General features: G+C 68.5%; 19 protein-coding genes. 12 read left to right on the forward strand and 7 right to left on the reverse strand.

Features of this window, described 5'->3' with window-relative positions; genetic code table 11:
* Positions 1 to 16: 16 nt before the first annotated feature.
* Complete coding sequence (locus tag V9K99_RS29080; RefSeq protein ID WP_337004969.1) at positions 17 to 1,039, forward strand: serine/threonine-protein kinase; 1,023 nt, start codon at positions 17 to 19, stop codon at positions 1,037 to 1,039.
* A gap of 43 nt (positions 1,040 to 1,082) precedes the next feature.
* A complete protein-coding gene (locus tag V9K99_RS29085) occupies positions 1,083 to 1,700 on the forward strand; it encodes a hypothetical protein (protein WP_337004971.1) in 618 nt (205 codons plus the stop codon).
* Positions 1,701 to 2,762: 1,062 nt separating this feature from the next.
* Here V9K99_RS29085 and V9K99_RS29090 read toward each other — a convergent pair.
* The 4 genes from V9K99_RS29090 to deoC are packed head-to-tail and all read right to left on the reverse strand — an operon-like array spanning position 2,763 to position 7,078.
* On the reverse strand, positions 2,763 to 3,776 hold the full coding sequence (locus V9K99_RS29090) for a S66 family peptidase (protein WP_337004973.1): 1,014 nt from the start codon (positions 3,774 to 3,776) through the stop codon (positions 2,763 to 2,765).
* A 40-nt stretch (positions 3,777 to 3,816) separates the two neighbouring features.
* The gene (locus V9K99_RS29095; RefSeq protein ID WP_337004975.1) at positions 3,817 to 4,662 is read right to left on the reverse strand and encodes an aldehyde dehydrogenase family protein; all 846 of its coding nucleotides are present in this window, start codon (positions 4,660 to 4,662) and stop codon (positions 3,817 to 3,819) included.
* Positions 4,663 to 4,681: 19 nt separating this feature from the next.
* Positions 4,682 to 6,118 (reverse strand): aldehyde dehydrogenase family protein, encoded by a 1,437-nt coding sequence (locus tag V9K99_RS29100; protein WP_337004977.1) that lies wholly within the window; start codon positions 6,116 to 6,118, stop codon positions 4,682 to 4,684.
* Positions 6,119 to 6,121: 3 nt separating this feature from the next.
* Positions 6,122 to 7,078, reverse strand: a complete 957-nt coding sequence (deoC, locus tag V9K99_RS29105) for a deoxyribose-phosphate aldolase (RefSeq protein WP_337004979.1) — start codon at positions 7,076 to 7,078, stop codon at positions 6,122 to 6,124.
* 46 nt (positions 7,079 to 7,124) lie between these two features.
* On the opposite strand from deoC, the gene V9K99_RS29110 reads away from it, so the two are divergent.
* The 4 genes from V9K99_RS29110 (at position 7,125) to V9K99_RS29125 (ending at position 10,277) form a co-directional block, all read left to right on the forward strand.
* Entirely contained in the window at positions 7,125 to 7,685 is a 561-nt protein-coding gene (locus V9K99_RS29110) for a PH domain-containing protein (RefSeq protein ID WP_337004981.1), read from the forward strand.
* Between the two features lie 17 nt (positions 7,686 to 7,702).
* Positions 7,703 to 8,605: an alpha/beta hydrolase gene (locus V9K99_RS29115; protein WP_337004983.1), complete on the forward strand. Its 903-nt coding sequence runs from the start codon at positions 7,703 to 7,705 to the stop codon at positions 8,603 to 8,605.
* 121 nt (positions 8,606 to 8,726) lie between these two features.
* Positions 8,727 to 9,662 carry a neutral zinc metallopeptidase gene (locus V9K99_RS29120; protein WP_337004985.1) on the forward strand — a complete coding sequence of 312 codons (936 nt, stop codon included), beginning with the start codon at positions 8,727 to 8,729 and terminating at the stop codon, positions 9,660 to 9,662.
* A gap of 165 nt (positions 9,663 to 9,827) precedes the next feature.
* Positions 9,828 to 10,277, forward strand: coding sequence for a hypothetical protein (locus tag V9K99_RS29125; protein WP_337004987.1), 450 nt, complete (start codon positions 9,828 to 9,830; stop codon positions 10,275 to 10,277).
* 107 nt (positions 10,278 to 10,384) lie between these two features.
* Here V9K99_RS29125 and V9K99_RS29130 read toward each other — a convergent pair whose 3' ends face one another.
* Positions 10,385 to 12,028 carry a phospho-sugar mutase gene (locus tag V9K99_RS29130; RefSeq protein ID WP_337004989.1) on the reverse strand — a complete coding sequence of 548 codons (1,644 nt, stop codon included), beginning with the start codon at positions 12,026 to 12,028 and terminating at the stop codon, positions 10,385 to 10,387.
* A 13-nt stretch (positions 12,029 to 12,041) separates the two neighbouring features.
* Complete coding sequence (locus tag V9K99_RS29135; protein WP_132324358.1) at positions 12,042 to 12,503, reverse strand: gamma-glutamylcyclotransferase; 462 nt, start codon at positions 12,501 to 12,503, stop codon at positions 12,042 to 12,044.
* 31 nt (positions 12,504 to 12,534) lie between these two features.
* On the opposite strand from V9K99_RS29135, the gene V9K99_RS29140 reads away from it, so the two are divergent.
* From V9K99_RS29140 to V9K99_RS29150, 3 genes are all read left to right on the forward strand, one after another.
* Positions 12,535 to 13,914, forward strand: a complete 1,380-nt coding sequence (locus V9K99_RS29140; RefSeq protein WP_337004993.1) for an NAD(P)H-quinone dehydrogenase — start codon at positions 12,535 to 12,537, stop codon at positions 13,912 to 13,914.
* Positions 13,915 to 14,182: 268 nt separating this feature from the next.
* Positions 14,183 to 15,067, forward strand: a complete 885-nt coding sequence (locus V9K99_RS29145; protein WP_337004995.1) for a hypothetical protein — start codon at positions 14,183 to 14,185, stop codon at positions 15,065 to 15,067.
* Between the two features lie 28 nt (positions 15,068 to 15,095).
* Entirely contained in the window at positions 15,096 to 16,016 is a 921-nt protein-coding gene (locus V9K99_RS29150; RefSeq protein WP_337004997.1) for a hypothetical protein, read from the forward strand.
* A 69-nt stretch (positions 16,017 to 16,085) separates the two neighbouring features.
* Here the strand turns inward: V9K99_RS29150 and V9K99_RS29155 are convergent, their stop codons facing one another.
* A complete protein-coding gene (locus V9K99_RS29155; RefSeq protein ID WP_337004999.1) occupies positions 16,086 to 16,913 on the reverse strand; it encodes a hypothetical protein in 828 nt (275 codons plus the stop codon).
* 198 nt (positions 16,914 to 17,111) lie between these two features.
* On the opposite strand from V9K99_RS29155, the gene V9K99_RS29160 reads away from it, so the two are divergent.
* The 3 genes from V9K99_RS29160 (at position 17,112) to V9K99_RS29170 (ending at position 21,129) form a co-directional block, all read left to right on the forward strand.
* Complete coding sequence (locus V9K99_RS29160; RefSeq protein WP_337005001.1) at positions 17,112 to 18,683, forward strand: N-acetylmuramoyl-L-alanine amidase; 1,572 nt, start codon at positions 17,112 to 17,114, stop codon at positions 18,681 to 18,683.
* Positions 18,680 to 19,900, forward strand: a complete 1,221-nt coding sequence (locus V9K99_RS29165) for a SpoIID/LytB domain-containing protein (RefSeq protein WP_337005003.1) — start codon at positions 18,680 to 18,682, stop codon at positions 19,898 to 19,900. Before V9K99_RS29160 ends, V9K99_RS29165 begins: the two co-directional genes overlap by 4 nt.
* Before the next feature lie 77 nt (positions 19,901 to 19,977).
* Positions 19,978 to 21,129 (forward strand): glycoside hydrolase family 76 protein, encoded by a 1,152-nt coding sequence (locus tag V9K99_RS29170; protein ID WP_337005005.1) that lies wholly within the window; start codon positions 19,978 to 19,980, stop codon positions 21,127 to 21,129.
* Positions 21,130 to 21,139: the final 10 nt, after the last annotated feature.

Below are 21,139 nucleotides of genomic sequence, written 5' to 3' on the forward strand. Positions count from 1 at the left end.
GTCGACAATAGCCCGGATGGATGTCATCGGGAGATACCGGCTGCAGGACAAGATCGGCGCGGGCGCGTTCGCGACGGTCTGGCGTGGGTACGACGACGACCTCGACGTCGACGTGGCCGTCAAGGTGCTCGCCGACAACTGGGCGTCGCGCGCCGACGTGCGGGAGCGATTCCTGTCCGAGGCGCGGCTGATGCGCCGGATCGCCAGCGACCGGGTGGTCCGGGTGTTCGACCTCGGCAAACTGCCGGACGGCCGCCCGTACTTCGTCATGGACTACGTCGGCGGCGGCACGCTGGCCGAGGTGCTGCGGTTCGGGCCGCTGGATCCGGCCGAGGCTTTGTGGTGGGGTGCGGACCTGGCCCGCGCGGTCGCCGCTCTGCACAACGAGGGCGTCGTACATCGTGATGTCACGCCGGCCAACCTGCTGCTCCGGCCCAACCAGGGCGACGAGTCCGGCGGCGGCACCCACCGGATCGTGCTGGCCGACCTCGGCCTGGCCAAGCGGGCCGCGGAAGCGTCCGGACTGACCCAGGCCGTCGGTACGCCGTCGTACATGGCACCCGAGCAAGGCCGGGGCGACGGTGGATTCGACGAACGGGCGGACATCTACGCGGTCGGTGCGGTGACATACGCGCTGCTCACCGGGCATCCGCCGTACGCTGTGTCCTCGATCAGCGACGTGCTCAACCGCGACCCGGACCTGCCGCCGCCGAGCCTACGGCCGGTGCTACGCGACTCGGTCGGGCAGCTCGACGACATCTTCGCCCGCGCGCTGGCGTACCACGTCAGCGACCGCTGGGAGCGGGCCGACACCCTCGCCGAGCGGCTGGAAGCGGAGGCATACCGGCTCGAGCAGGAGGCACCGCTGCGCGCCATGGAGCGGACCCATATCGCCGACGACGATGACGACCTCCCGACAACGGTCGCAACAGACCCTCCGCCACGCCGAAGCCGCCGGGGACGAGCGCTGTTCCTCCTCACCCTCCCGATCGTCTTCGTCCTCGCCGGCGTGGGCGGCTGGTACCTGTTCGGCCAATGAGACGCGGGGTTTCTCTCGCGGTCTGGATGCTTAGAGTAGTTGTATGGCTACTCTGCGCAGTGGGCTGATTCTCGGGGTCGCCGTACTCCCGCTGCTGAGTGCGACCGGGGCCGAGGCGGCGCCGACGGCGAGTTACGCGTGTCGGGCGGATACGAAGTTCGGCCGGCATCTGCTGTCGCTGCGGCAGGGGGTTGACGCGAAGGCGCCGGGCACGGTGCCGCCGAATACCAGGTTCACGATCGCGGTCGACCTCAAGCCGGGGTCGCTGCCCGGTGAGGTCAAGGGCTTCAAACTGAAGGAGGTCCGGGATCTGGCGCTCCGGGTCCCGATCCCGGCGAACTCGTCGTACGTGAGCGCCACCCTGACCGGCGGCTCCGGCCTCAACTCCACGCCGACGGTGCACCTCGACCACGGCATCGTTGTGGTGAAGGTCGCCGGGCCGATCCCGGGCGGCGCCAACTACCAACTCCCGTCGCTGTCCGTCCGGCTGAAGTCAGGCCGTCGCGGCGCCGTCATCGAAACCAGGCTCAAAGGCACCAGCTACGACGACCCCGGCCTAACCCTCCAAGCCAAAATCAAATGGAAGTTCCTCACGACAACCTCGCCTGTGTCGTGCTTCCCCGACCCCAACCCAGCCCTGACCCGAACAGTGGTCCGCTGACGCCGGCTGCGATCGGCCGCATGAGCAGCACTGCTGTGGAGCGGGCCGCTCCGGGTCGGGCGGACGTGAGGTCGGGTGCTCCGGTCGGGCGGGGTGTGGTGATTGGTGGTGAGGCGGACTGTGGTGTCGCGGCTCCGGGCTGCGTGATGGTGCTAGTCGGGGTGGCGGGCGTCAAGTGCGCCTTCGGCGTCCGCTGCGCGGATCGAACAAGTTCGACACTTGACTCCCACCGCCCCGACCAGGGAAGGGCGCAGCTATCCCGGAGCTGCTCACCCGAGTGGTCTCACTCCCTGGGGTGGACACGGGAGCTGGCTGTGGAGCCGGGGGTGATGACGGGGTTGTGGGTGGGCTGGGTGCGGTGGGTCGGTGTGGTGTCGGGGTTGTGTGGATCTGCATCGGGTGGCCGGGTGGGGGGATTCGGTGGTCTGGTGTCGGTGGTGGCTCTCGTGTCCGTTATGCGGGCAGATTGCGGCCAGTGGCCGGGATCTGGGACAGGAAACGGCTGGCTGGGACCTGATATTTCGTGTCTCCGCTGCCGGTTTCTTGTCTCAGGTCCCGCCGGTTGCGCGGTTTCGGGGTTGTGGTCTCGGGATCCGGACCGAACCGGCCGGATGCTGGTCAAACCGGGCGAATCCCCGGACCTCGTACACCGGGTGGGGGCCTCGGACACCTGGTCAGATGTCCGAGGTCCCCGCCGGGTGTTCAAGGTCCAGCCGATTGCACCAAATCCCCCGGATCCAGGCCCGCCCACCGGATCCACCCCACAGCCGTGACCACTCGGGTGAGCAGCTCCGGGATAGCTGCGTCCTTCCCTGGTCGTGGTGGTGTGGGTCAAGGGGCGAAGCTCCCGCAGGGACGCCGAAGGCGCCCTTGACGCCCGCCACCCCGACTAGCACCATCAAGCAGCCCGGAGCCGCGCCACCACAGTCGCCTTCTCGCAGCACCCGACAACCACAGTCACCCTACCGAGCACCCGACGACCACAGTCGGCTTACTGGGTCACGCGAGAACCACAGTTGCCCAACCGAGCACGCGACCCCGCACTCGGCCGGCTGCGGGGGATCAGTAGGTGACGGTGATGCGGGATTCGGCTGGGTCGAGTCGGGCTTGGCCCCCGTACGGGACGACCTGCTGCGGATCGGTGTGGCCGATGTCTACGCCGAACACCAACAGGGCTGAGGGGTTGTACTCCGCCAACGCACGACGGGCGGCGGCGTATTGGGATTTGATGTACGACGTGGCTTGCTCAGGCGTCGTGTGGTTGTCGAGGGACCAGGACTTGGGGCGGCCCCAGAGGACGGCGTCGAAGCGTTCGAGCAACCCGCGTTCACCCATGTTGCGGAGGATGCGGTAGACCGTCGCATCGGTGGGCATCTCCTCGCTCGTCTCCAGGAACAGGATGCCGTCGTACGACGTGACCGGCAGCATCCAGTGGTTGGTCGAGAGTTGCCAGTCGAGGATCTCGAGGCACCCGCCCCATAGCCGACCGCTCACCGGCTCAGAGCCGCCGTACCAGGTCCAGCCGGTGCCGGGGAAGAGCGGCGGTTCCGTCTCGAGCAAGGAGGGATCGGCCCAGTCGCGGTCGTGGTCTGTCCAGCCGGTTGCCGGGGTCAGGTCGAACTCGCCCGGGGTGAACAGGGCGGCGCGCAAGGAGCTCTCGGTATCGGGGTGCATCGCGCCGCCGCGGCCGAACTGCACCATCACGCTGCCACCGTGGTACGCCGGCAAGCCCAAGGAATACAGGAAGTTGAGCAGGTTCGTGTTGTCGCTGTAGCCGAAGAACGGTTTCGGGTTCGCCTGGAAGACAGCGGGATCGAGGTGCTTCAGGACGGTGATCTGGTCGTCGCCGCCGATCGTCGCGATCACCGCGCGGATCGATGGATCCGACCAGGCCGCGTGCAGATCGGCGGCCCGGTCGGCCGGCGTCGTGCCGAGCTTGCGGGTCGTCGGGTACTCGACCGGCTCCACACCGAAGTCGCGCAGTCGCCTCAGCCCGAGCTCGTACGGCGCCGGAAAGATCTCAGGCAATCCACCCGACGGCGAGACGATCGCGACCTTGTCACCAGGTTGAACCATGCGGCGACTGTACGACGCTTCTCCTGCCGGGGTGACTGATTTAAACGCCGATCGGATGCCAGACGGTCTTCAGTTCCAGGTACTGCGTCAGGCGCGACAGACCCGGCGACTCCGACCAGTCCTCCTCGGCGGGACGCCGTACCCGCTTCAGGTTCTCGGCGGCCGCGGCTTCCAGGTCGCGGGCCTCGTCGGCGGACTCGATACCGCACAGGTCGATCGCGTTGACGTCCATGTGTGACGCCAGCCACGGGCCGATCTCGGTGGCGGATCCGGTCAGGATGTTGACCACGCCACCCGGCAGGTCAGAGGTCGCCATCACCTCGCCCAGCGTGATGGCCGGCAACGGACGCTCGTACGACGAGACCGCGACGACCGTGTTGCCGGAGACGATCGCGGGGGCGATCACGCTGGTCAGCCCGAGCAGGCTGGAGTCCTGCGGGGCCAGCACCGCGATCACGCCGGTTGCCTCAGGCAACGAGAAGTCGAAGTACGGGCCGGCCACCGGGTTGCTCGAGCCGACCACCTGGGCCAGCTTGTCGGCCCAGCCGGCGTACCAGACCCAGCGGTCGATCGACGCGTCCACGATCGCGCGGGCCTTCGCCGCCGACAGCCCTTCGGACGCGGCCACCTCGGCGGTGAACTGCTGGTGCCGGCCCTCCATCACCTCGGCGATCCGGTAGAGGATCTGGCCGCGGTTGTACGCCGTCTTGCCGGACCAGCCGCCGAACGCCTTCCGGGCTGCGACCACCGCGTCCCGGGCGTCCTTGCGGGAGGCCTGCGACGCGTTCGCCAGGAACTTGCCCTTGGCATCGTTCACGACGTACGAACGGCCGGATTCGCTGCGTGGGAAGGCGCCGCCGACGTACAGCTTGTAGGTCTTTCGCACCTCGAGCCTCGGCGTCTCTTTAGTGGGCAAGGTAGGCCTCCAGACCGTGGCGACCGCCCTCGCGGCCGTAGCCCGACTCCTTGTACCCGCCGAACGGCGAGGTCGGGTCGAAGCGGTTGAACGTGTTCGCCCAGACCACGCCGGCGCGCAGCTGGTTGGCCATCCACAGGATCCGGGAGCCCTTCTCGGTCCAGATCCCGGCGGACAGCCCGAACGGAGTGTTGTTCGCCTTCTCCACCGCCTCGGCCGGGGTACGGAAGGTGAGCACCGACAGCACCGGCCCGAAGATCTCCTCGCGGGCGATCCGGTGCGCCTGCGAGACCCCGGTGAAGACGGTCGGCGGGAACCAGTAGCCCTCGGCGGGCAGCTCGCACTCCGGCGACCAGCGCTCGGCGCCCTCGTCCTCGCCGATCTGGGACAGCTCGCGGATCTTGGCCAGCTGGGCCGAGGAGTTGATCGCGCCGATGTCGGTGTTCTTGTCCAGCGGGTCGCCGACCCGCAGCGTGCTCATCCGGCGCTTCAGTCGCGCCAGCACCTCGTCGTACACGCTCTCCTGGACCAGCAGCCGCGAACCCGCGCAGCAGACGTGACCCTGGTTGAAGAAGATGCCGTTGACGATGCCCTCGATGGTCTGGTCGATCGGCGCGTCCTCGAAGACGATGTTCGCCGCCTTCCCGCCCAGCTCCAGCGTGACCTTCTTGTCCGACCCGGCGACTGCCTTGGCGATCGACCGGCCGACCTCGGTCGACCCGGTGAACGCGACCTTGTCGACGTCCGGGTGCTCGACCAGCGCCTGACCGGTCCGGCCCGCGCCGGTGACGATGTTCACCACACCGGGCGGCAGATCCGCCTGCTGGCAGATCTCCGCGAACGCGAGCGCGGTCAGCGGTGTCGTCTCGGCCGGCTTCAGTACGACGGTGTTGCCGGCGGCCAGCGCGGGAGCGATCTTCCAGGCCAGCATCAGCATCGGGAAGTTCCACGGGATCACCTGGCCGGCGACCCCCAGCGGCTGCGGGTCCTCGCCGGCACCGGCGTACTCGAGCTTGTCCGCCCAGCCCGCGTAGTAGAAGAAGTGCGCCGCCACCAGCGGGATGTCGACGTCGCGCGACTCGCGGATCGGCTTGCCGTTGTCGAGTGACTCCAGCACCGCCAGCTCGCGGGAGCGCTCCTGGATCAGCCGCGCGATCCGGTACAGGTACTTCGCCCGGTCCCGGCCGGCCATCGGCCCCCAGACCTTGTCGAACGCCTTGCGGGCGGCCTTGACCGCCTTGTCGATATCAGCCGGACCGGCCTCGCTGACCTCCGCGAGCACCTCCTCCGACGACGGGCTGACGGTCTTGAACGGCTTCCCGTCGGTCGCCTCGACGAACGCCCCGTTGACGAAGAGCCCGTACGACGACTTGATGTCGACGATGGCCCGCGATTCGGGGGCCGGTGCGTACTCGAATCTGCTCATGCCTCAGTCCAGCGTGAAGTAGTCGGGTCCGGGGTAGTGCCCGGTGGCCAGCTTGGTGCGTTGCATCAGCAGGTCGTTCAGCAGGCTGGAGGCGCCGAAGCGGAACAGCTCCGGGTCCAGCCAATCGGGTCCGGCCGTCTCGTTGACCGTGACCAGGTACTTGATCGCGTCCTTCGCGGTCCGGATCCCGCCGGCGGGTTTGACGCCGATGTGCAGCCCGGTGGCCTCGTGGTAGTCGCGGACCGCCTCGAGCATCACCAGCGTGACCGGGAGGGTGGCCGCCGGGGACACCTTGCCGGTTGAAGTCTTGATGAAGTCCGCACCGGCCAGCATGGCCAGCCAGGACGCGCGCCGGACGTTGTCGTAGGTGACCAGCTCACCGGTCTCCAGGATCACCTTCAGGTGCGCGTCGCCGGCCGCCTCGCGGATCGCGGCGACCTCGTCGAAGACCAGCCCGTAGCGGCCGGACAAGAAGGCGCCGCGGTCGATGACCATGTCGACCTCGTCGGCACCCGACGCGACCGCGTCCTTGGTGTCCTGGATCTTGATCGCCAGGCTGGAACGCCCACTGGGGAACGCGGTTGCGACACTCGCCACATTGATCCCCGAGCCGCGCAGCTCGTGCTTGGCCGTCGCCACCAGGTCCGGGTAGACACAGACCGCGGCCACCTGCGGTGCGGTCGGATCGGCCGGGTCGGGCCGTTTCGCCTTCGCGCACAGGGCCCGCACCTTGCCGGGGGTGTCCTGTCCCTCCAGCGTGGTCAGGTCGATCATCTGGATCGCCAGGTCGAGTGCGTACGCCTTGGCGGTGGTCTTGATCGACCGGGTGCCCAGGGTGGCGGCCCTCGCCTCGGCGCCGACCTGGTCGACGCCCGGCAGGCCGAGCAGGAACCGGCGCAGCCGGTCCTCGGACGAGGTCACGTCGGCCAGGGTGTCGACGCCAGTGTCGGTGGTGGTCACCCATGGGAGTCTAGTGCCGATTCTGACGGCCGGTTACTTTGTGCTGGTGAAGCAGACGTCGCCGGAGAGCGAGCAGTACCTGTCCACGTCGAACCGGATCACCGGGGTCATCGTCCTGGTGATCGGCCTGGCCGGGCTGCTCGACATCGTGCTGGAGTGGCGGACCGCCAGCGGCCTGCTGGTCGCCTCCGTCATCGGCATCCTGATGGTGCTCGCGTACGTCGGCCTGATCCGGCCGTCGGTCACGCTCAGCCCCGAGAACCTCGTCCTGCGTAACCACCTGCGCGACCACACCATCCCGTGGCGCAAGGTCACCGGCGTCGACGTCACCGACATCCTCCGCGTGCACACCGACACGAACCGGTTCCGCGCACCCGGCGTCCAACTCGTCATGCGTGACATGAGGAAACAGCGCGTCGGCGGCCGCAAGCTGTCGGACGACAGTTCCATCTCCCGGGCCGACTTCGTGGTCAACCGGATCGAGAGCCACATGGAGCAGTACGGCGAGAAGTCCGACGGCGAGGTGGTCACCAGTTGGGCTCGGCCGGAGCTCGCCGCCCTCGGTGTGCTGGCGGTGGTCGCCGTACTGGCCGCCCTGTTCCGCTGATCGACGCGGGGACGTCGATGCGCTCGCTGTCCCGCCGCACACTGATCCGGACCGGCGTGGCCGCAGCGGTCACCGGAGTCGCTGCCGTGGCCGGGCTGGAGACCGGCGTCATCCCCGGTCGCGCCCGCGTGCACGACGTACTCGGGCTGACCGGCCCGGACGGCGTCGTACCCGATGTGCCTGCCGGACCGGTCGTGTCAGGGAAGTTCGAGTCGTTCGGCCGCCGTACGACGGTCGGCTACAACATCATCTATCCACACGGCTACGGGCCGGCCGCCGAGCTCCCCGTCGTACTCGTGCTGCACGGACGAGGCGGCGACCACACGTCCGCCGTCAACGACCTCGGCATCGACCGCTACCTGACTGCCGCGGTTGAGTCGGGTACGCCGCCCTTCGCGCTGGCGACCGTTGACGGAGGCAAGGACACCTACTGGCATCGCCGGGCCGCCGGCGAGGATCCCGGGTTCATGCTCGACCAGGAATTCCTGCCCCTGCTGGCGAACCGCGGCCTGATCACCCAACGGTACGGCCTGCTCGGCTGGTCGATGGGCGGGTACGGCGCTTTGTTGTGGGTCGCACTGCACTACTGGCAGCGACGCGTCCGGCCGGGGACCAGGGCGGTCGCGGTGGGCGCGCTCAGCCCGGCGCTCTGGCGTCGCTTCGAGGACACCACACCGGGTGCGTTCGACGGCGAAGGCGACTTCGAGAACAGTCAGGTGTTCGGCCGCAAGAGCGGTTTCCGGGATGTTGCCGTGCGCATCGATTGTGGGCGGGACGACCCGTTCGCGGAGGCGGCCGACGACCTGCGGACGGAGCTGGGTGCCGCGGGAGGCCTGCAGTTGGGCGCGCACACGCCCGGCTACTGGCGGCGGATGCTGCCCGACCAGCTCCGGTTCCTCGGCGCCGAACTCGTCGGCTGAACTCGTCCGCGGTGGGAACTGTGGCGTAGTTCGCGGCGTCGGAACCCGTGTTCAGCCTGGGATGGACCCCTGTTCACTCCAGGATGGGCACCGACAGGTCCCTAACTCGAGAGTGGAGATCATGCCCAACCTCTCCCGCAACACCCTGCGTGGGCTGGCCGGCGTCGCTGCCGTCGCCGCCTTCGCGGCCTTGACACTTCCGAACGCGCAGGCCGCCCCGACCGCGGCCGCGGGCTACCCGGTGCTGCCGCAGCCGGCCGAGACCCCGGACCAGGCGGTCAGCACGCCGCCGGCGGGCGAAGGCGTGACGGCCATGGCCTCCTCGACGACGAACATCGTGCGTTACAACCGGCTCTACAACACCCCGGCGATCACGCCGTCGAAGTGCGCGGAGGTCTACGTCTCGCTGCGCACGATCTCGGGCGTCCAGGCCTACTCCAGCAAGCTCTGGACCTGCATGTACGCGGCCTGGGCCGTCCCGCTGAAGGCGGCCGGCGCGGCGTACAAGGTGAAGCCGAAGCTGGTCGTGCACGGCGGCACCAAGATCAACACCGGCTGCGGGATCGCCTACAACACCACCGGCTACTACTGCAGCGCGGCCAACGGTGTCATCTACATCCCGGCCGCTCAGATCATGAACACCTGGAACCAGAACCCGACCTACGCGCGGGCCTGGCTGACCCAGATGATGTCGCACGAGTACGGTCACCACGTCCAGTTCCTGACCGGCATCCTGAACGCGTCGTGGCAGCGTCAGCGGGCCTTCAGCACCAACGCCGCGCGGCTCGAGGAGAGCCGTCGCCGTGAGCTGCAGGCGTCCTGCCTGGGCGCGGCCTACGTCGGCGCGAACAAGCGGTACTACCCGATGAGCGGCGGTCTGCTGACGCAGTACAACTACCTGATCACCCACATGGGCGACCAGCCGGGCCAGGTCCGTGACCACGGCTCGCCGAAGAATCACGGGTTCTGGTCGACGGCCGGCTTCAACGCGCGGCACACCTACACCGTCGCGGGCAACTGCAACACTTGGAACGCGTCCTCGACGTATGTCGCCTGACCTGTTCGACGGTCTAACGTAACTCAGCCGCCCGGTACGCGTTGGCGTACCGGGCGGCTGTTGCGTTTTGCCGACACGTACACGATCTGCGATCGTGTGGTTACTTGTTTCGGGTCGCACGCCGTACAGTTCTCCAGCGAGCAGTCTCACGGCAGGAGTAGGACAGTGAACTACGACGAGTTCAACACCGAGTACGCCAAGGTGCTGGACAAGATCAAGAGCGGCAGGTGCAGCTGGTCCGAGCTGTCCGGTCACGTGACCCGGCTGCGCCAGGCGACCGCCGGCATCACCGTGCCGGTGGAGCGGACCCAGGTGGACCACGATCTTGCCGCGCTGAGCCAGATGGTCGACATGTCCCGGCGGACCAACGACAAGGAGGACGTCTGGACGGTCACCTCCGACGCGATCCGCAAGGCCAGCAGCCAGGAGGGTACGGTCGCGGACCGGATCGCCCGGATCGAGGCCAGCATCAACGACATCGTCAGCCTCGCCAACCGGAATCCGGACGAGCGGGACGCGCTGATGCAGTCGACCAGCACGCTGCGGATCCTGCACTCCTCGCTGCAGAGCTCGCTCCGCGCCGAAGAGGCCGACGCCGCCGCTGCGGCACGCTGATCTCCGCCGGGGAGCTACCCGCCAGGTGCTCCCGGTCGTCGAACGTCAGCCGCTGACCCCCTGAGGGGTCGAGCGGCTGGCGTTTCGTGCGTTCAGAGCCCCAACGTTCAGAGCCCCAAGGCGACCGACAGGGACTGCTTCACCGCGGCCAGGTCGTCGGCCGCCTGGCTGCGGGCGGCCGAGACGTCCGAGTCCGTGACCGGGATGACCACCTCGAGGTAGCACTTCAGCTTCGGCTCGGTGCCGGACGGGCGCACCACGACCCGAGCACCCTCGGACAGCGTGTACCGGAGGCCGTCGGTCGGCGGCAGGGTCGCGGAGCCTTCGCTGAGATCGTCCACCCGCTCGACCGTGTGACTGCCCAGCGACGTCGGGGGAGTGGCCCGTAGCCGCTGCATGGCAGTCGTGATCAGCGACAGGTCCTCCACCCGGACGGACAGCTGGTCGGTCGCGTGCAGGCCGTGCTTCACCGCCAGGTCGTCGAGCAGATCCAGCAGCGTACGACCCTCGGCCTTGGCCCCGGCCGCCATCTGCAGCACCCGCACGAGCGTCGACACGCCGTCCTTGTCCTTCACCGCGTCCGGGTCGACGCAGTACCCGAGCGCCTCCTCGTAGCCGAACACCAGCCCCGGCACCCGACCGATCCACTTGAAGCCGGTCAGCGTCTCGACGTACTCGACGCCGTACGACGCGGCGATCTTGCCGAGCAGCGACGACGACACGATCGAGCACGCGGCCACCCCGGCCGGCCGCGACGCGAGCAGGAACTCACCGAGCAGCCCGCCCAGCTCGTCCCCACGCAGCATCCGCCAACCGCCCTCGGCCGCAGGATCCGGTACGGCGACCGCACACCGATCCGCATCGGGATCGTTCGCCACCGCGATGTCAGCGCCCACCGACCGGGCCAGCTCGAGCGCCGCGTCGATCGCGCCCGGCTCCTCCGGGTTCGGGAACGACACGGTCGGGAAGTCCGGGTCCGGCTCCGCCTGCGATGCCACCACGGCCGGTACGGCGAACCCCGCGCGGGCGACCGCGTCCTCGACCAGCGTCCGCCCGACCCCGTGCAACGGCGTGTAAGCCACGTTCAGCGCCCGCGGCGCGTCCTCGGGTACCAACTCCGCGATCCGGTCCAGATAGGCGCCCAGGAGCTCGTCACTGGTCGTCTGCCAGTCATCCCCGCGCGGCACCGAGTCCAGCGGCCCGACAGCGGCGATGGCCGCCGCGATCTCCTCGTCCGCCGGCGGCACGATCTGGGACCCGTCGCCCAGGTACACCTTGTACCCGTTGTCCTGCGGCGGGTTGTGCGACGCCGTCACGACCACTCCGGCCACGGCCTTCAGATGCCTGATTCCGAAAGCAACCACCGGCGTCGGAGCCGGCCGGTCCAGCAGTACGGCGTCCAGGCCGGCACCGCGCACCACGGCCGCGGTGTCCCGGGCGAACACATCGGACTTGTGCCGGGCGTCGTACCCGATCAGGACCGGGCCGCCGGTGAGTCCCTTCGCCTTCAGGTAGGCGCACAGGCCGGCGGCGGCGCGGATGACCACGACCCGGTTCATCCGGTTCGGCCCGGCGCCGACAGCGCCGCGGAGCCCCGCTGTACCGAACTCGAGGGTGCCGGCGAAGCGGTCGGCCAGCTCGCCGGCGGCGCCGATGTCCAGCAACTGGGCCAGCTCGGCGCGCGTGTCGGGGTCGGGGTCCTCGCTCAGCCAGGCTTCGGCGGCGATCCGGAGGTCATCATTGACGGTCACCTCCGAAAGATAACTAATGCCCGGACGACTGGCAGGGGCGCGCGCGGAGGTCGGCGACGTAGTCGTCCGGGGCGCCCGCGGCCTCGGCCGCCTCGGCCAGGATGCCCAGGTAGCGAGCCGAGGGGAGGCCGCCCTCGTAGGCGTTCAGCACGTACATCCAGGCCAGCTGCTCGCCGTCCAGGGTCTGCACGCGGACCTGGATCTTGCTGTAGACGTCCTGGTCGATCCATTCCCACTCGTCCAGCCGCTCGACGTCCTTGGGATGGACGTCGTACAGCGCCACGAAGACCTGGTTGGCGGGGTTCGACGGGTCCTCGACGACGGTGGCCATGGCGCCCTCCCAGCCGAGCTCCTCCCCGCCGAAGGTGAGGCGCCAGCCGGTGATCCAGCCGGTCCCGCGCAGGGGCGAGTACGGGCACCGCTCGGCCATCAGGTTCGGGTCCAGATTCGACGCAAACGCGGCGTACAGGGTCACGACGAAACAGGATACGGAAGAATGACCTCCCGTGGCGCGAGTTGTGATCATCGGTGGCGGTCCAGGCGGGTACGAAGCGGCCAGTGCGGCCGCTCAATTGGGCGGGGAGGTGACGGTCGTCGATTCCGACGGAATCGGCGGTTCAGCCGTGCTCACCGACTGCGTCCCGAGCAAGACGCTGATAGCGACGGCCGAGGTGATGACCGAAGTCGAGGAGGCCGGTCAGCTCGGCGTCCGGCTGGAGGACGGTGACGACGATCCGGCGAACTCCGTGCGTGTCGACCTCTCCGTCGTCAACCAACGGGTCAAGCGGCTGGCGGCCGCGCAGTCCGACGGCATCAGCCGGCGGCTGGATCGGGACAAGGTCCGGGTCATCCAGGGCCGCGGCCGGCTGGACGGGCCGGAGACCGTGGTCGTCGGCGACGAGCGGCTCGAGGCGGACGTCGTCCTGATCGCCACCGGGGCCAGGCCGCGGATCCTGAAGGGCTCCGAGCCCGACGGCGAGCGAATCCTGACCTGGGAGCAGGTCTACGAGCTGGAGGAGCTGCCGGAGCGGCTGATCGTGGTCGGCTCCGGTGTCACCGGTGCGGAGTTCGCCAGCGCGTACGACGCCCTGGGCAGCGACGTCGTCCTGGTGTCGTCGCGGGACCGGGTGCTCCCCGGTGAGGACGCCGACGCGGCCGCCGTACTGGAGGACGTGTTCAAGCGCCGCGGACTGACCGTGCTGGGCAAGTCCCGGGCCGAGTCGGTCAAGCGGCACGGCGACGGGGTCCTGGTGACCCTGACCGACGGCCGGACGGTGGAGGGTTCGCACGCGCTGCTCGCGGTCGGATCGCTCCCGAACACCGATGACATGGGTTTGGTCGAGTCGGGCGTGTCGCTGGGTGACGGCGGCTTCGTCACGGTCGACCGGGTCAGCCGGACGACGGCCCGCGGGGTCTACGCGGCTGGCGACTGCACCGGCGTACTCATGCTCGCCTCGGTCGCCGCCATGCAGGGCCGGATCGCGATGGCGCACGCCCTCGGCGACGCGGTCACCCCGCTGGACCAGTCGACCGTCTCCGCGAACGTCTTCACCGCCCCGGAGATCGCCACCGTCGGCGTCACCCAGGCGGTCGTCGACGCCGGCGGCAGTACGGCGATCGTCGTCAAGGTCCCGCTGGCCGACAACGCCCGGGCCAAGATGCAGGGCGTCCGGGACGGCTTCGTCAAACTCTTCTGCCTCCCGAACACCGGCATCATCGTCGGCGGCGTGGTCGTCGCCCCCCGCGCCAGCGAACTCATCCACCCCATCTCCCTGGCCGTCGGCGCCCGCCTCACCGTCGACCAGGTGGCCCAGTCCTTCACCGTCTACCCCTCCGTCTCCGGCTCCGTTGCCGAAGCAGCCCGCCGCCTCCACCTGAGGAGCTGACCCCGCCGGCCCCACTGGAGGTTTGATTGGTGCAATTCGACAGGAGGTGTCCGGCGATCGCATCGGATCCCTGGTGAGCTCAGGCGGGGAGTGGCCGGCAGTGGGTGTATACGTCCTGTCGATTTGCGCCTCGCCGACGGTTCGGCACTCCTTCGGGTGCCCGGTCTACTACCTCAAGACCTACAACGAAGCCGCGCCGTTGTTTGGAGGGTGACGTAACTTTTGCGGCCGGGGCCGTATCAAGCTCTTCGAGAGAGGGGACTTCTTGATGAGCTTGAGACGAGCTTCGGCCGCTGCGGCAACCGCCGTACTGGTTGGGACCTTGGCAACCATTCCCGCTGGTACGGCGGTTGCGTCGCCGGCTGCGGCCTGCACGATGACCGTCGGATCGATCACGAGTGGCGGTGACCTCGGCTACACGGGTATCACCGCGTCGGCGCCGCCGACCGCCAAACCGTCGACCGGCGTCCACCTGTTCACTCCCGGTGCCGCGAAGGTGAGTTCGACCTGGAGTTGGGACCCGGTTCCGGCCGGGGATGTCACCACCGCCTATGTTGTCCTGGGGTCGTCGCTGTACTCGGCGTCGTACGGCCACACTGAAACGGGCGAACCGACCAGTCGGCTGACCAGGGTCGGCGGTGGTTGGGGCAACTTCACCATGGTCGAGCAGTCTTTCTGGGGCACGTACCCGACCACCCGCTCCGCCCGGTACGGGTTGCGGTCCGATGGTGTGCTGTTCCGGTGGACGAACGGGTTCCGCACGGTTGCGTCGTACCCGGGCTTCTCCGCGGTGAAGGCGATGACGCTGATCAGTGAGACGAAGACGTACGACACGTTCCTGGCCACGACCCGCGGCGGTGCGCTGTACACGATCCGGATCCCGGCCACGACTCCGATGAAGCCGATCGTGAAGCAGGTCCGCGCGTCCACCTGGCAGGGCTTCGAGCACCTTGTCGCCGAGAAGTGCGGTGCGCAGAGCACGCTGCTGACCGCGATCGACAAGGACACCGGCTCGGCGTACCTGTACGCCGTTGGTCACGCCAACGGTACGTCGACCGTCATCAAGGGGCTCGGCAAACTCCCGGGCAGCTACCAGGACCCCGTCTACTCCCTCTACACCGCCGACGCGGCACCGCCGCTGTTCGGCGAATGACGATCCACCAGGGGAAGGGAAACCAGAGATGAAACTCAAGCGAACCGCGATGGCGGTGGCCGGGCTGGGGCTTGCGGCCGGGCTGATCACCGGCTCGGCGAATGCGGCCACGCCGAAACCGGGGCCGGCGCTGAAGGAAGGACCGCGGAAGGAGGCAACGGCCGCCAACGTCTGCGGCATGTACGTCGGGTCGATCGATGCGGCCGGCAACAGTGGCGGGGCGGACGTCGTCGCCACCCGGCCGCCGACAGCGGAACCGTTCACGCCGATCAAGCTCGTCCAGGCCAAGGAGAGCACGACCTGGTACTACAGCGCCCTGACCGCGGAGTCGTGGTGGTACGGCAAGGTGATCAGTGGCACCGGCCTGTACTCGGCCGAGATGCGCTGGGACGGGGCCGAGCCGGAGCCGGTGGTCACGACGCGCCGAATCGGCGGTGGCTGGGACCGGTTCAAGCAGATCGAGGAGTCGGACGCGGCCTTTGTCAGCAAGCCGCACAGCTACCTGTACGGCTTGCGCGACGACGGTGTGCTGTTCCGCTGGGACACCAACGGATTCCGGTCGCTCGGCTCGTACCCGGGCTTCTCCTCGGTGAAGACGATGGCGATCGTCAGCGAGACCGGGACCTACGACACGCTGCTTGCCACCACCCGCGGCGGGGCCCTCTACACCATCCGGATCCCGCTGACATCGCCGATGAAGCCGATCGTCAAGCAGGTCCGTTCCCGCACGTGGCAGGGCTTCGAGTCGATCGTCGCGTACAAGTGCGGCAAGCAGGGCACCCTGCTGACCGGCGTCGACCACGACACCGACACCGCCTACCTGTACGCCGTCGGCCACGCCAACGGCACGTCCACCATCATCCAGAGCCTCGGCAAGATCCCGGCGGCCTTCCCCGGCGTGACCCACTTCGCCATGACCGGCGAAGCCGAGGACCTCTTCGGCGAGTAGGACTCTCGGCGCTTGATGGAACGAGCCCCGGCGACCGCTGTGGTCGCCGGGGCTCGTGGTGAGCTCGGGTCAGAAGTCTCCGCCGAAATCGCCGCCGAAGTCCCAGCCGCCGCCGTCGCCGCCACCGAAGTCGCCGCCACCGTCGCCGCCGCCGTCACCCCCGCCGTCGCCGCCGCCGTCGGACTGACCGTCTTCGTAACCGGCCGCGTAGTCGCCGTACCCGCCGCCGGCGAACATGCCGCCGAGCATGGTGCCGAGGAACATACCGGTCATCACGCCGCCGAGGGCGCCGAACATGCCCTGCGCGTACGGCGAGTAGGCCGGGCCGGCCTCCCAGTATGGAACCCGCTGCGGGCCGACCATGACCTTGCGGACGTCCGGCTCGGCGCCGGCCCGGACCCGCTCGGCGTCGGCCGCACAGGCCGGCACCTCACGTGGCGCGCCACCCGGCGGCGACCAGGTCACGTCCTCGACCGACGGGCCGTGCTGCGGGTTGAAGAAGCAGGACGGGCGGCGCTGCGGCAGCGGCTCGCCGTTCACCCGGGCGCGCACGCACGCCGCCGCGTAGCGGCCGTCCTCGAGGATCTCGATCACGTGCTTGATCTCCTCGGCCTGGGTCACCTTGCCGACCGCTTCCTTGGCCGACTCGTAGGAGTCCAGGGCGCGTTGGTAGTCCTGACGGGCCCCGTCACCGAGGTCCTTGCCGACCATGTCCAGATCCAGGTCCTGCAGTTCCTCACCGAACCTGGTGATGTCCTCGTCGGCGGTGCGCTTGACCGACTCGAGCTCGGCGGCGGTGATCTCGTGCTGCTTACGGGTCTGCAGCTGGGTCCGCCGGTACGACCGGTATGCCAGAACGGCGATCACCGCGACAGCGATGATCAGGATGAGTTCCATGACGGGCCTCTTCTGCCTCTAGGGCTGGGTTCGCAGGGCTTTATGCCGAGCCTATCCAATCGCTCAACCGGAGATGTCGCCTGGGAACCCGGATGGCGCCACGCAGGGTGACCACAATCCCCGGAAAGCGGTCACCCAGCGCGCATAATCGATTACCGCCGCCCAGCGACCGTTGTACCTCCGCCGGAAGGCAGTGCCATGAGCAAGACCTCCCGACTCGTGACGCTCGCGGTGACGGGGCTCGCCCTCGCCGCTCCGCAGGTCCTGCCGGACCGCCAGTCCGTGCCTCCCACGACACCACAGCCGGCTCCGGTCGAGGCGTCGTACCAGGAACTCGCACTCGACGGTCCGTCGGTTGCCGCCGAGACTCAGCCCTTCGCGATGGTGGGCATCACTTGGCCGACTGGCGTGCAGGCTGTGCAGGCGAGGGTGCGGGTCAAGCACGGCGATCAGTGGACCGAGTGGGAGTCACTGCGGGTCGAGGACGAGCACGGCCCCTCTACCCCTGAGGGTGTCGAGCGATCCGGCACTGAGCCCCTATGGGTGGGCGACGCGACCGGTGTGCAGGCCAGTGCGGTGACATCCGCCGGTACGACGGTTGACGACGCGAAAGTGGTCCTGATCCAGCCCGGTGTGCTGGCCACGGACGCCGATGAACCAGCAGTGCAGGTCGTCGAGCCTGAGGCGACCAGAGCGCCGTACCCGATGCCGGCGTTGGTGAGCCGTAAGGCATGGGGCGCCGACGAACGGCTGCGCAGTCACAACGGCAAGGCTTGTGTGCGGCCGAAGTACACGGCGACCGTGCAGGCCGCGTTCGTTCACCACACCACCGATCGCAACGACTACACCCGGACGCAAGTCCCGGCGATGGTGCGCGCGATGTACGCGTACCACGTGAAGAGCCGCGGCTGGTGCGACCTCGGCTACAACTTCCTGGTCGACCGCTTCGGCCGCGCCTTCGAGGGCAGGTACGGCGGTGCGCAACTCCCCGTGCTCGGCGCCCACACCGGAGCGTTCAACGCGAACTCGTTCGGCGTCGCCCTGATCGGCAACTTCGAGAAGACCGCGCCGACGCAGGCGATGCTGGAGAAGACGGCCCGGGTGATCGCCTGGAAGATGGACGCGAACTACCGGTCGCCGCTGGCCACCATCGTGCTCGACGGCAGTCGGCTGCACACCGTCTCCGGGCACCGCGACACCAAGGCGACGGCCTGCCCGGGCAACCAGTTGTACAGCAGACTCGGGTGGCTGAAGCAACGGGTCAACGTACTGATCGGCGGCAGCGTCTCCACTTCGATCTACCGGTTCGCCAAACGCATCGGCTTCCGCAGCGTGGGCCAGCCGTTCTGGGGTGAACACCGGACGAAGACGGGCTGGGCGACGTACTTCGGCACCCGCGACGTCTTCTATTCCGTTGCCACCGGCACCCATTCGACCGTCGGCGTATTCCGGGCGCGATACCGCCAACTCGGCCCGGACACTCTGTTGGGTCTGCCCACTGGTGAGTATCGGAACAGCTCGGCCGGTGTGAAGGTGCAGCCGTTCCGCAACGGCGCGCTCTACTGGTCGAAGTCGATCGGCACCCGTCCGGTGGCCGGCCTGATCCACCGCAAGTACGCCGCTCTGGGCGCGGAGCGGTCGCGCCTCGGCCTGCCGATCACCGATATGTACAAGGTGAAGGGCGGCCTGCGGCAGAAGTACCAACGCGGCTGGCTCACCTACAACGAGCACCGCAACAAGGTCTACGTCCAGTTCCGGAGTGCGTCATGAAGAAGCGTGCGATCGCGGTCGTCGTCCTCGCGTCCACGGTGATCAGCGCGACGGCCGAGGCCCGGGAGATCGATCCGGCCGCCGTGCCGGACACCACCATCAGCGGCCGCGGGTTCGGTCACGGCCGGGGAATGTCGCAGTACGGCGCCCAGGGCGCGGCGATCGCCGGCAAGTCGGTGCATCAGATCCTCGACTTCTACTACCCCGGTACGACGACCGGCAAGGCGACCGGGGGCATCCGGGTCCGGATCACCGCGGACACGACTGACGGCATCCGCGTCGGCACGGTCAACCACCTGAGGGTCCGCGATCTGAAGGCCGGCAAGGTCTACACGTTGCCCAAGGCATCGACTCGCAACCAGTGGTCGATCGACCCGTACGGCGACCACGGCACCAAGGTGAGCTCGTACGACGCGAAGACGCGGAAGTGGACGCTGTGGAAGACCTTCACCGGCATGACGCAGTTCGAGGGCGCAGCGGTGACGGGCCTGATCCTGCCCAGTGGAGCGGTACGACGCTATCGCGGTGCACTCCGGGCCGTCGACGTGTCGGGAGCACACCTGGACACGGTGAACGTCGTGTCGTTGGAGCACTACCTGCGTGGCGTCGTACCGCGAGAAGCCCTGTCCACTTGGCGTCCGGCGGCTCTCCAGGCTCAGGCCGTTGCCGCACGCACCTACTCGGTCTTCCATCGGAACCGGGCGACGCGGCGCGCGTACGACTTGTGCGACACCATCTCCTGTCAGGTGTACGGCGGCTACGACTCGGAGAAGACGTCCACGAACACCGCGATCGCCGCGACCGCCGGACAGATCCGGCTGTACCAGGGCAAGCCGATCATCGCCGAGTTCTCGTCGTCGAACGGCGGTGCGACGGCGACCGGCTCGACGCCGTACCAGGTGATGCAGCTGGACGGCTGGGACGCGTACCCGGGGAACGGGAATCCGAATGTCACCTGGACCGTGACGCGGACGGCGCCCGAGATGCAGGCCGCGTTCGACGTCGGGTCGATCCGCAGCCTGCGAGTGCTCAAGCGCACCGGCGTCGGGCCGAGCGGCGGCCGGGCGCTCACGGTGGAGGCAGTCGGGTCCAAGGGGCGGCGGGTGCTGACCGCCGACCAGCTCCGCGGCCGGCTGCATCTGCGCTCGTCCTGGATCGCCTTCGTGCCCAGTCCGCTTGATATACCAACTATCCCTGATCAGATCGGCGGTCGCTGAGCCATTGACGCGATTCCCCTGCGCCGGTTAGAACGTGACATCGATGTCAACCGCCACCGCCCAGGAGGAGCAGGTCGATGCGCAGGAAAATTGGTATATCAACCAGGATCGCGGCCGGTGTGCTGGCGGTCGCCGTACTCGGGTCTCTGCACCTGACCTCGGCTGACGCCGTGACCAGTCCAGCGGACCGTGCCAGAGCGTCGTACGAGGCGCTGAACAAGTACTTCGACGCGGGGAACGATCTCCTGCTCGAGGAGTACCCGAACACGCACCCGAACCCGTACGCCTACGTCTGGCCGTACTCGCAGGCGGCGATCGCGGCCGAGAATCTGGCCGGGATCCCGGGCGCCGGGCTGAAGGCGTCGCAGGAGGCCGATCGCCGGATCGCGGCGTACGAACCGTACTGGAACGCGGAGACGACGCCGAAGGGGTACGACTCGTACGTGCGCCCGCCGCTCGGTCAGGGTGGTGACAAGTTCTACGACGACAACGAGTGGATCGGGTTGCATCTGATCCAGCACTACAAGCGCACCGGCGACCGCGCGGCGCTGGCCCGGGCTCGCGAGATCTTCGACCTGGTCGTGTACGGCTGGGACACCGACCCGACGCACCCGTGTGCCGGTGGGGTCTACTGGACGCAGGCGCCGTGGAGCCAGGACCGCAACACGGTGTCGAACGGACCGGGTGCGGAGCTCGGGGCGCACTTGTACCTGCTCACTCGCGACCGGTCGTACCTGACCTGGGCGAAGCGGATGTACGAGTGGACCCAGGACTGCATGCTCGCGCCGAACGGGCTGTACTGGGACCACATCGACCTGGCCGGCACCATCGAGAAAACGCAGTGGAGCTACAACCAGGGCGTGATGCTCGGTGCCGGCGTGTTGTTGTACAAGGCAACGGGTGACCGGCAGTACCTGGACGACGCCAAGTCGGTGGCGAACGCGTCACTCGCCTTCTACGGTGCCGAGGACCGGCTCTGGAAGCAGCCGACCCGGTTCAACTCGATCTGGTTCAAGAACCTGCTGATCCTCGACTCGGTCGCCCCCGACCGCCGCTACAAGCAGACCATGCAGGCCTACGCCGACCGAGCCTGGACCGAAGCCCGAGACCCCGCCACCGGCCTCTACCACTTCGTCGACGGCCCGGTCCAGCTCCTGGAGCAAGCCGGAATAGCCCAAATCCAAGCCCTCCTAGCCTGGCCCCGCACCAAGTACAACCTCCTAGCCTGAAAGCTCTTGC

Origin of the sequence: Kribbella sp. CCNWLW201 (assembly GCF_037203805.1) — a bacterium.
Taxonomy (GTDB): domain Bacteria; phylum Actinomycetota; class Actinomycetes; order Propionibacteriales; family Kribbellaceae; genus Kribbella.